At 26.1% G+C, this 11062-nt stretch carries 8 protein-coding genes; 3 read left to right on the top strand and 5 right to left on the bottom strand.

Annotated elements, in window-relative coordinates; genetic code table 11:
- The first annotated feature begins 488 nt into the window (after window positions 1-488).
- Window positions 489-2540: a TonB-dependent receptor domain-containing protein gene (locus CRU91_RS04885; RefSeq protein ID WP_113893963.1), complete on the top strand. Its 2052-nt coding sequence runs from the start codon at window positions 489-491 to the stop codon at window positions 2538-2540.
- Between the two features lie 39 nt (window positions 2541-2579).
- Here CRU91_RS04885 and CRU91_RS04880 read toward each other — a convergent pair whose 3' ends face one another.
- The 3 genes from CRU91_RS04880 to fliK are packed head-to-tail and all read right to left on the bottom strand — an operon-like array spanning window position 2580 to window position 5624.
- On the bottom strand, window positions 2580-3527 hold the full coding sequence (locus tag CRU91_RS04880) for a hypothetical protein (RefSeq protein WP_113893958.1): 948 nt from the start codon (window positions 3525-3527) through the stop codon (window positions 2580-2582).
- Between the two features lie 8 nt (window positions 3528-3535).
- Entirely contained in the window at window positions 3536-3814 is a 279-nt protein-coding gene (locus CRU91_RS04875) for an EscU/YscU/HrcU family type III secretion system export apparatus switch protein (protein ID WP_113893956.1), read from the bottom strand.
- A 1-nt stretch (window position 3815) separates the two neighbouring features.
- On the bottom strand, window positions 3816-5624 hold the full coding sequence (gene fliK / locus CRU91_RS04870) for a flagellar hook-length control protein FliK (protein WP_113893954.1): 1809 nt from the start codon (window positions 5622-5624) through the stop codon (window positions 3816-3818).
- A 221-nt stretch (window positions 5625-5845) separates the two neighbouring features.
- On the opposite strand from fliK, the gene CRU91_RS04865 reads away from it, so the two are divergent.
- Window positions 5846-6052: a hypothetical protein gene (locus CRU91_RS04865; RefSeq protein WP_113893952.1), complete on the top strand. Its 207-nt coding sequence runs from the start codon at window positions 5846-5848 to the stop codon at window positions 6050-6052.
- A 232-nt stretch (window positions 6053-6284) separates the two neighbouring features.
- Entirely contained in the window at window positions 6285-8210 is a 1926-nt protein-coding gene (locus CRU91_RS04860; RefSeq protein WP_235826950.1) for a TonB-dependent siderophore receptor, read from the top strand.
- 43 nt (window positions 8211-8253) lie between these two features.
- On the opposite strand, the gene CRU91_RS04855 is transcribed toward CRU91_RS04860, so the two are convergent.
- Together CRU91_RS04855 and CRU91_RS04850 are read right to left on the bottom strand one after the other, a co-directional pair.
- Window positions 8254-9489, bottom strand: a complete 1236-nt coding sequence (locus CRU91_RS04855; RefSeq protein ID WP_113893948.1) for an argininosuccinate synthase — start codon at window positions 9487-9489, stop codon at window positions 8254-8256.
- Between the two features lie 63 nt (window positions 9490-9552).
- Window positions 9553-11055, bottom strand: a complete 1503-nt coding sequence (locus tag CRU91_RS04850; protein WP_113893946.1) for a YfiR/HmsC family protein — start codon at window positions 11053-11055, stop codon at window positions 9553-9555.
- Between the last annotated feature and the right edge of the window lie 7 nt (window positions 11056-11062).

Below are 11062 nucleotides of genomic sequence, written 5' to 3'. Positions count from 1 at the left end.
CCTTTCCTAAGTTACTTCTTCTAGTATTTTAGGGAAGGCCTTTTTTTATTCTATTTCCTATATCTCAACACAATTAAACATATTTAAACACCTTCTTCAAGTTTTATTTATATCCTCTTTATTTTTTACTAAACACCTATATTTTTTTCTATTTATCTATTTCTATTTTTTAAATTTATTTAAACACCTTCTTCAAATTTGATTTATATACTTTTTATTCATTATCTATCTTCTGAAAGATTGAGTTTTATTCAAAAGAAGTTACTCTATACTTTTTATGAAATTGTATCTTTTTTATTATCAAAGAAATAAAAATAAAGATTTAATCAATAATTACTATTAATTTAAAATTATATTAAGTTTAATTGATTAATATTTCATTTACTTTTTGATAATTAATATACTAATTATTAAGATGTAAAAATAAAGATAAATTTCCCTAAAGATTTATCGAAATTTTAATCAAAAATTAAATAAAAAGGACATGTATGAAAATACAAATGGCTAGAACGGTTGCAACAGCTATGCTATTGTGTGCGGGTAACCTACTAATTGCTAATGAAACTACAAAACTTGATGATATTCAAGTTGTAACTACTGCTTCAGGATTTGAGCAAAATGTTGCTGATGCTCCTGCTTCAATTTCAGTTATTACAGCTGAAGAATTACAAAAAAAATCATATACAGATGTTATAGATGCTGTTAAAAATGTACCAGGTGTTTCAGTGTCTGGTGGTGGAAATAATCAAGATATTGCAATTCGTGGTATGGGTTCAGCTTATACAAAATATTTAGTAGATGGAAGACCAATAAGTTCAGGAAAGTCTGTAAAAGTAAGTACAATAACCTATGAAGGTAAGATTGGTGCATATTTACCACCAATAGATATGATAGAAAGAATAGAGATTGTAAGAGGACCTATGAGTTCACTTTATGGAAGTGATGCAATGGGAGGAGTTATAAATATTATAACAAAAAAAGCTTCTAATGATATTTGGAGAGGTAGTATAAGTCCAGAATATACAAAATCAGTAAATGATATTTCAAATGATGAGTATAATGTAAATATGTATTTGTCTGGTCCAATAATCAAAGATAATTTATCTTTGAGTTTAGATGGAAGTTTTCAAGGAAATGATGAAAGTGATTTTACTGCAGCTAGTCCAAATAGTATTAATGGAAGTAAAAATGAAAAAAAAGTTAGAAAAATTGGAAGTGAATTAACTTGGAATATAAATGAACAAAATGATTTAAATTTTAGATATGATTATACAAAACAAGAATATAGTTCTACTATTGGAAAGAGTTTACAAAATGCTAATACTGGACAATCTTATATTAATCTACAAAAAGATGTTTATATGATTGGACATAAAGGTATTTTTAATAACTTTGTAACAAATACATATTTTCAAACAGAAACAACTAAAAAAGTTGAAGATAAAATTTTAGAAGAAAATTTAGATACTTTTAATACACAATCATCATACAATATTGGTAATCATATAGTTACTTTTGGTGGACAATATAAAAAAGAAAAATTTATAAATGAAGCTAATGGTTTAATAGGTGTTACTAATTTTGCTGTAAAAGAAGCTGATAGATGGGAATATGCACTATTTGTAGAAGATGAATGGGGAATTACAGATAATTTTGCATTAACTACTGGGGTTAGGTACAACCACGATGAGTTATTTAGTGGAGAGTTTACTCCTAGAATTTATGGAGTTTATCATATTACTGATAGTTTAACTTTAAAAGCAGGAGTTAGTACAGGATATAAACAACCAAATATTGCTGAAACATTAGAAGGATTTGGACAAGGAACAGGTGGTCCATGGCTAGGACAAGTACCACACTTTAGAATATTAATGATTGGTAATCCTGATTTAGAACCAGAAAAAAGTGTTAGTTACGAAGCAGGATTAAATTATTCAAATAATGAGATAGGATTACTTAGTAGTTTAATGCTTTTTCAAACAGATTATAAAGATAAAATTCAATCATTAAGTATTTGTAAAACAGATTCAACTGGTAATGCTAATAGAAATAATTATGCAGCTTGGAATTGTTCTCTTGGTTCAGACAAATATTATTCTTTAATGTCATTTCAAAATGTATCTGATGCTGAATTAAAAGGAGTTGAATTTACTTTAGATTATGATTTACTCAATAATTTAACTGCAAGTACAAGTTATACATATACAAAATCTGAACAAAAAAGTGGGGATTTTAAAGGAGAACCTTTAAATAATCTACCAAAAAATATGGTAAATGTTGGTTTAGATTATGATATATCTAAAAATTGGAACGCTTGGGCAGATTATAATTATAGGGGAAAGACAAGTGGATCTAATGGTAGTAATGATGTAACACCAGGTTATGGTCTTTTTGATGTAGGAGTTGTTTTTAAAGCTACAAAAGATTTAAGTTTAAAGGCAGGTATGTATAATATTGCAAATAAAGAGATTACAAATGATGAATATGGTGTTGTACTTGATGGTAGAAGATATTCTGTTGGTATGAATTTGAGATTCTAAAATCTATTTTAATTACAGATTATTTATAATAATCTGTAATCAATCTCTAGCCTCAATAACTCTTTTTTGTAACTCTTCTTTTGTAAATATTTTTGATAGTTTTTGTATACTTATTCCATTTGATAAGCTTATGATTATTCCTTGGTTATCTTCGCTAAACTTAGCAGATTTTATAATAACTTTTATTTTGTTTTCAAATTCATCTATAATGTATAGTTTTCTTCCAACAAAAAGTTGATTTAAAGTTGGTTCTTTAAATACTCCTATTAAATTTCTATTATTATATAGATATTTCCATAATTTAAACTCTTGTTCATAACTTAAGAAATAGTTTGTATAGTCTGAAAAAACTCTATCACCTTTTACATAAAATTTTGTTTCAGGGAAAAAGCCTTCTATGCAATTGCATAAAAACATATCTTGTTGTTTTTCTTTTATTTTTGAAATGCAAAAATATTTAAATTTCTTAAGTTTATCGATAAATAGTAATTCTTCACTATTTTGATTTTCTAATATAGCAAAAATATTGAAAAGTTCTTTAAAATCATTATCATTTGAAGCTAGAGTTTTAAGTACTTTTATACTCAAATTTGTTTCATTTTGTATATCTTTATCTATCTTATATGATTTAAAATTTGATTTTTTTAAGTCTAATATTTGAATTTGATTTTTTGTTTGATTTAATAGATATATTTTAGAATTATCATTTTTTTCAACTATAAATATATTGTTTGTATCAATTTGTAAAGTTTTATATTTAGCTATAATTTGTTTTTTGAAATCAGTTATTTTTTCTTCTGTTATAGTATATTTAAAATCACCATTTTTTAAAAATTCTACAAGTTCATATTCTGTATTAAAATCAAGGTATCCACTATTTGAATACTCTTTTTTATGGCTATCAAATTCTAAATCTAAAGATAAAAGATAGTTTTTATGTCTATAAAGCTCTTTTTGATCTTTTATAATAAATTTTTTTAAAATCATTTTTTATCCTATTTTTTATTTTTGTTTGATAAGTCATAAATAAACGCAAAAATTTCTGCAACAGCTTTATACATAGAAGATGGTATCTCTTTATCTATATCAATTTGAGATAAAAGTTCTACTAAATCTTCATCTTTTTTTATGGGAATATTGTTGTCTTTTGCAATTTTTATGATATTTTTTGCAGTTTCACCTTTCCCTTTTGCTGTTATTTTTGGAGCATTATCTACTGATTTGTCATATTGGAGTGCAACGGCTTTTTGAATATTTGGGCTTTTATCTTCCATCTTATGCCTTTATATCAACTTTTGAACCAAAAGATTCACTATTATAGTAGTTTTGTTGGTAAATATTTGATGGTTTTTCTTCTTTTATTTCTTCATCTTTCATATCAAGAAGTTTTATATTTATGGGTATTAATTCTACATTGTTAAGAGCTATTTTTAATTGTTGCATATTATCTCTAAGAGCTATTTTAAAATGTTCTCTTTGAGCATAAATAGTCATATCTAACTTATTCTCATCATAAAGAGATAGCATCAAATCAACTTTTCCAAAATCTTTTAATGTTAGTTTTATTTGACAAAAAAACTTTTCTTCATCTTTTTGTTTCATCTCGATAGTTCCATCTTCTAACATTTCCCAAAAAAAAGGAATATAAACATAGTTTGAGTTTGAAACAATAGAAGTTAGTTGATGATAATCTACTTGAGTTATCAAATTGTTTATTGTTCTCAAAGCATCTTGTGATTTTACATCTGTTTTTGTACTTAATTCATCTTGCATTTGTAATAAAACTGATTTGAAATCATCTTCTAGTTTTATATTTGTTTTTAAATTTTGTGTTGGGTTATTTATTTGCTCTTGAATGACTATTTCAACTTTTTTTATAAGAGTATTTATATGTTCTTGAATTTGGCTATTTTGTGGATTTTGTGATTGTAAACTATCTTTTAAAGCATTTAAAAGAGGGCTTAAATTTGTTGTAAAATTATTTGAAAAAGTTGATAAATTTATATTTTGTAAGTTATTTGTCAAATTTGATATATTTTGTGATGGTTGCTGATTATTTTGTATTGCTACTTCTGGTTTTGAAAAAAAATCATTTATTTTTAGAAGGTTATCTATTATTGGCAAAATATTTTTGTTTTGTACTGAAGTAGGGTTTTGTATTATGTCATTTTTAATTTGTACTAAAAGTTCTTTTACTTGTAGATTAATACTATTTTTTGTTTCTAAAATGCTTGGATTTTGTAGTTGATTTGTAGCTTGAGATGAAGTTGAGTTTTGTACTTGATTGTTTGCTAAATTTACTATTGGATTTTCTACTGTTTTTGTTTGTAGTTGTGGTGTTTGATTTTGTGTGGGAGTATTTTCTATCTTTGATTCAACAATAGTTCCTTGATTCAAAACTGTTTTTAATTCATTTACAAGGTTACTTAAACTTTGTGTCTGTGGATTGTTCAAAGCATTATTTAAATTTTGTAATGCTGTTGTAAGATTTTTTAGACTAGTTTGTAAATCACCACTAGACACAAAAGTTGGATTTGATACATTTTTGATAATATTGTTTATAAGGTTATTTATCTCTTTTGCTTGAGGTGTATCAATATTTTTTAATAAATTTGAAATATTTTGTAAAATATTTTCTATTTTTGTACTTAAATTTGAATTTTGTGTAAGTTTATTTTCTAAAAAAATACCACTATTTTTTAATTGTTCTTTTAAACTATTTGCATCAATATCTTTTAGATTTTTTGCAAAGTTTTCTAATAATGGTTTAAATTTTTGCAAATTTTCATCATCTTTTACAGAATCAAGTAAATTTGATATATTTGTTGAAACACTTCCTAAATCTTTGAAAAGATTTGAATTTTTTAGCATATTTTCTAAAGATGAATTTGACTTTGTACCATCTTTTATATTATCAAAAACTTCTTTTAAAACTTTTCCAGCATCGATTGTTGATAATTGTCCTTTATCTTGTTTTAAAAGATTATTTAAAGTTTTATTGTCTGTCTCTTTTAATACATCATTTAAGACTTTATTGTTATTTGCTAAAAGTATATTTAAAGCTGTTTCATTTGATATTAACATAATAGATTATAACACAAATAGTTATAAAATAGAGCTATTTATTGGTATTTGAATTTAAATCAGAATATATCAAGAATTTAAATTTTATCTATTTTTGTTACTAAAAGTAACTTCAGCTAACAAATTTCAAAATTCTTTTGTAAAAATTGTCCATTTTTTTCATTTAAATCGTCTTACTATATAGAGAAACAAATTCTCAAAATTAATACAAAGGATTTAAGATGAAAAGAAAGATTTTCATATCAGTATTAACATCAATGATGTTAAGTGGAACAATGTTAAATGCAAAAGAGATAAGTTTGCAAGAAGCAGTAGAGAATATAGTAAAGAAATATAATGTAACATATATCTCAAAAGCTAATAACCTGAAAGATAAAAGTATAAATTCAGAAAAAGTGAGTTTCGGGGGGGGGTACGGTATTAAGTAATCTAAATAGTGTACTAGAAGAACATAATCTCAAAGCTATCGAAGAAGATAGCATAATTTACATAATAGAAAAACCAAAATATCAAAACTTTGGTAATACTACTGTTTTAGATGAAATATCTGTTTCTGGAACAAATTATAGAAATGGAAGTGCAGAATCAGGATACCTTGTAGAAGAAACAAAGGGAGTAGGTATTTGGAATGATAAAAAACTACAAGACACTCCTTACTCAATGAGCATCATCTCAAAAGACTTAATCGAAAATGTACAAGCAAAAGATATGAATCAGATATTTAAAATGAATCCAACTACTCAAGTAGAAGATGGAAATTTTGGATCAACTGGAGGAGATCATACAGGAGTAACAATTAGAGGATTTAATTCTTCAAATCCAATAGTTGATGGTATCTCTTATGCTGGAAGTAGTACAAATAGTGTGATGATGCAAGATATAGAAAGAGTTGAAATTATCAGTGGTGCAACAGGATTTTTATATGGAGGTGGAAGAGTTGGTGGAGCAGTAAACTATATCACTAAAAAACCAACTACAAAAGATTTAAGAAATGTAACTATTGGTAGTTATGGAAATGAATCATACTATGGAACTATAGATTTAGGAGGACAATTCGATGAAGATAATACTTTTGGATATAGAATAAATGCACTATATCAAGATGGAAGACTACCATCAGAAGCTGATACAAAGCAAAAAGCAATAAGTTTAGTTTTTGATTGGAAACCAACTGATAATTTTTATACAGATATAAAATATGCTTACAAAGATTATTTAGCAAAAGGTGGAAATCTTGTTTTTGGTGATTATGGAGGAGTAGTTCGTTCAGATATAACTTCAAATAAATATTCTATTCCAGATTGGATGGATAATGAGTCAAATACTCACAATATTTCAAATAATATAAGATGGGATATAAATGATATTTTTACTCTAAGAACAAATGCAATGTATGAAGAACATAAAGGAAGAGGAACTTACGGCTATATTCACTATTATAAAAATAATATTATTGAAGAGTTGGATGCTAGACAATTTGCTTGGAATAAAACTAAAAATTATGGAGCTAATATATATTTAGATTCAAAGTTTGATACAGGAAGTATAAATCATACTTTAACAACTGGATATTCTTTAAATTCGAGAAAACTTTTTAGATCAGCAGATAATGAACTTAGAACTAACAGGTATTACAATTACACTTTTAGTGATTATAAAAATTTATCTGAACCAAATTGGAGTGATTTTGGGACAATTGGAACACAATCAAAAAAACCAATAACTCAAACTCAATATAAAAATATATTAATAGGTGATGATATAGTTTTCAATGAACAATGGAGTGCATTAGTAGGAGTAAATTATGCAACTGCTATCAATAAAAACTATTTATCAAATACGAAATATGATAAATCAGAATTAACTCCTACTTTATCACTTATTTATAAGCCTTTTGAGAATTTGACAACATATGCTACATATATAGAGAGTTTAGAATCGGGAACTATTGTTGGAATTTGGTATGCAAATGAAGGAAAGATTTTAGATCCATATAAAAGTAAACAATATGAAGTTGGAGCAAAATATAGTTTATTTGATGAAAAAGCTTTATTAACAACATCATTGTTTAGAATAGAAAAAGCTAATTCTTACACTGATGAAAGTACAACAGCAAGTTTAGGAAAACCAACATTAACTCAAGATGGAGAACAAATCCATCAAGGTCTTGAAATAGGGCTTACTGGAAAAATTACAGAAAATTTAACTTTGATGGGGGGAGTAACTTTGATGGATTTAAGTTTAGAAAAAATTGAAGATGAAGCTTTAAAAGGAAACAAACCAACATTAGTAGCTACAAAAATGGCTAAATTATTTGTAGAGTATAATATTCCATATATAAATGGTTTAGCTATAAATACTGGAGCATACTATACTGGTAAAAGCTATGTAGATCAAGAAAATAAGGATGTTATACCAAGCTATACAATTTATGATGCAGGGCTTAGATATTCTACTAAGTTAGGACAATATCCAACAACTTTTAATCTAAATGTACAAAACTTAACAAATAAAATTTATTGGGCAAATGCAAATGGTATAGGGGATACTAGAAGTGTTGCTTTCTCTATGAAAATGGAGTTTTAAGAATATTTACAAATAAAGAGAGTTTTCACTCTCTTTATATGAATTATTTTTGTTTTTTACCAGCTATTACAAGTCTTAGAGCATTAAGTCTTATAAATCCTTCTGCATCTTTTTGATTATAAACTTCATCTTTTTCAAAAGTTGAGTAAGCATCATCATAAAGTGATTTACTTGATTCTCTTCCTACAACAGTTACATTTCCTTTGTAAAGTTTTAGTTTAACTATTCCTTCTACATTTTTTTGAGTTGCATCAATAGCAGCTTGAAGCATTTCTCTTTCTGGTGAGAACCAGTATCCTTGGTAGATTAATTTTGCATATCTTGGCATTAATTCATCTTTTAAATGTGCAGCTTCTCTATCTAAAGTTAAAGATTCTATTGCTCTATGAGCTTTTAGCATAATTGTTCCACCTGGAGTTTCATAGCAACCACGAGCCTTCATACCAACATATCTATTTTCAACAATATCAACTCTTCCAATTCCATGTTTATTTCCATAATCATTTAAAGTTTTAAGTAAAGTTGCAGGAGATAACTCTTTTCCATTTATAGAAATAGGGTCTCCATTTTTATATCCAATAGTTATATATTCAGCTTCATCAGGTGCTTTTTCTGGAGAATTTGTCCATAACCACATAGTTTCTTCTGGCTCATTTGCTGGATTTTCTAAGTGTAAACCTTCATAAGAGATATGAAGTAAATTTGCATCCATAGAGTAAGGGCTTATTTTTGGATTTCCGTTTTCATCCACGTGTTTTTGTGCTATCTCAATACCATTCTTTCTAGCATATTCAAGTAAACTTTCTCTTGAATTTAACTCCCATTCTCTCCAAGGTGCAATAACTTTTAAATCTGGATTTAAAGCCAATGCTCCAAGTTCAAATCTAACTTGGTCATTTCCTTTCCCTGTTGCTCCGTGACTTACTGCTTCTGCACCTTTTTCATTTGCAATTTCTACAAGTTTTTTAGCAATAAGTGGTCTTGCAATACTTGTTCCTAGTAAATATTCACCTTCATAAATAGCATTTGCTCTAAACATTGGGAAAACATAATCTTTTACAAACTCTTCTTTAACGTCTAAAATATATACATTTTCTGGTTTAATACCACAAGCTATAGCCTTAGCTCGTGCTGGTTCCACTTCTTCGCCTTGTCCTAAATCGGCTGTAAAAGTGATAACTTCAGCATTGTATTCATCTTGAAGCCATTTTAAAATAATAGAAGTATCCAAACCACCACTATAAGCAAGTACAACTTTTTTTATATCTTTTTTACTCATAAATATTTCCTATTTTGGTTATTAAATTTCGCTGATTTTATCTAAAATTTAATATAAAACGATTTAAGCAGCAATAACTTTGTTTCTTCCTGAACTTTTTGCTTTATACAGTAATTCATCAGCAAGTTTTAAAACTACATCTTGATCTGAGTTTTCACTTAAAGTTGCAACTCCTAGACTTATTGTCACTTTTTGATTTATTCCAAAATCACTATTTTCTACAACTTTTCTTAAAATTTCAGCTAATTTTGTTGCCGATTGGATATCACTATTTGAAGCTAATATTAAAAATTCTTCGCCTCCCCATCTTGCACATATATCGGTTTTTCTAGTATGTTGTTTAAAGATTTCAGATATTTGTTTTATTACAAAATCTCCTTTATCGTGACCATATGTGTCATTTATCTTTTTAAAGAAATCTATATCCAAAAGGATTATTGAAAATGGAGTTTTATATCTTTTAAATCTTGAAACTTCTTCTTCTAGTCTTTTTAGAGTATATCTTCTATTGTATAATCCACTTAAAGTATCAGTTTCAGATAAATTTTTTAGAAGTCTATTTTGTCGTAAAACATTTAATCCAAGGGCTAAGATAATAATTAATAAAATAAAGAATACAAAAATTATATTTTTTTGATTTGTAATAATTTCTTCTTTTACTAAGATACTGCTATTTTGTTCATCTATTTTTTTCATTAGAAGATCTAGGTTGTTTTTTGCATCTTCAAAAGTTTTTTCTTGTTCTAATTGTAAATTTATTAAATTTTTTATATCTTTTTCTTTTTTTATTGCCTCATTTTGAGCAATAAAAAGTTTCTCTTTTTGTTCTTCTATGCTAGTGTAAATTTGTGATAATTCTTTTTTTTGTAAAGTTAATTGTTCATTTTGAACTTTTATATTTTTTATTTGATCACTAATTATTGTTTTTTGTTGGTCTATTGCTTTTAATTGTTCTTTTAATTCTTTGTTTTTGTCTTCAATATTTTTATTTAAAGAGGTAATAGTCTCTTTTTGCTCTTTTAATTGAACTTGAGAAGATTTATATAATTGAGCTACATCAATTTCTGTTCCACCTAAAAGTATAATATCTGGTGATACAGTCAAATCTCTATTTAAAATATTTGCTTTATTTATCTCAAAAGTTATTTTTGAATCATTTTGAAGTAGATTTATCATAACTTGTTTTTTGTTTGCATAATTATCGCTTATTAATAGAGTATTGTTTTTTTCATATTCATAATATAATTTTTCATATTCAACTTCTGATGATTTATCTATAAAAATAGCTTGAATGTTATCTACTTTAGTATTATTATAAATAATTACTTCTATATTTTTATCGTTTAATTGTTTTCTTGAAGCTAACATCTTAAACATATTGTTTAATGTTTGATTTTGAGAAACTATCATCAATTTATAGCTTTTTATATTCTCATCATTTTTCCAAGAGATATTTTTTAAAAAATTGTAAACATACGCAACTTTTATTTGTTCTTCTTTTATCTCATCTGAAAATGTATTATTTATTGATAATAAAAAAATAAGTATTGATATATAGATCTTCATAGTTTTT

The sequence above is a fragment of the Aliarcobacter vitoriensis genome (assembly GCF_003316695.1).
GTDB lineage: Bacteria > Campylobacterota > Campylobacteria > Campylobacterales > Arcobacteraceae > Aliarcobacter > Aliarcobacter vitoriensis.
The sequence above is the reverse complement of the archived record's forward strand: the minus strand, read 5'-3'. Positions and strand labels throughout refer to the sequence as shown.

Bases quoted from the DNA above. Each gene is read 5' to 3' on its own strand.
- CRU91_RS04885 (WP_113893963.1), top strand. From the start codon at position 489: ATGAAAATACAAATGGCTAGAACGGTTGCAACAGCTATGCTATTGTGT.
- CRU91_RS04880 (WP_113893958.1), bottom strand. From the start codon at position 3,527: ATGATTTTAAAAAAATTTATTATAAAAGATCAAAAAGAGCTTTATAGA.
- CRU91_RS04875 (WP_113893956.1), bottom strand. From the start codon at position 3,814: ATGGAAGATAAAAGCCCAAATATTCAAAAAGCCGTTGCACTCCAATAT.
- fliK (WP_113893954.1), bottom strand. From the start codon at position 5,624: ATGTTAATATCAAATGAAACAGCTTTAAATATACTTTTAGCAAATAAC.
- CRU91_RS04865 (WP_113893952.1), top strand. From the start codon at position 5,846: ATGAAAAGAAAGATTTTCATATCAGTATTAACATCAATGATGTTAAGT.
- CRU91_RS04860 (WP_235826950.1), top strand. From the start codon at position 6,285: ATGAGCATCATCTCAAAAGACTTAATCGAAAATGTACAAGCAAAAGAT.
- CRU91_RS04855 (WP_113893948.1), bottom strand. From the start codon at position 9,489: ATGAGTAAAAAAGATATAAAAAAAGTTGTACTTGCTTATAGTGGTGGT.
- CRU91_RS04850 (WP_113893946.1), bottom strand. From the start codon at position 11,055: ATGAAGATCTATATATCAATACTTATTTTTTTATTATCAATAAATAAT.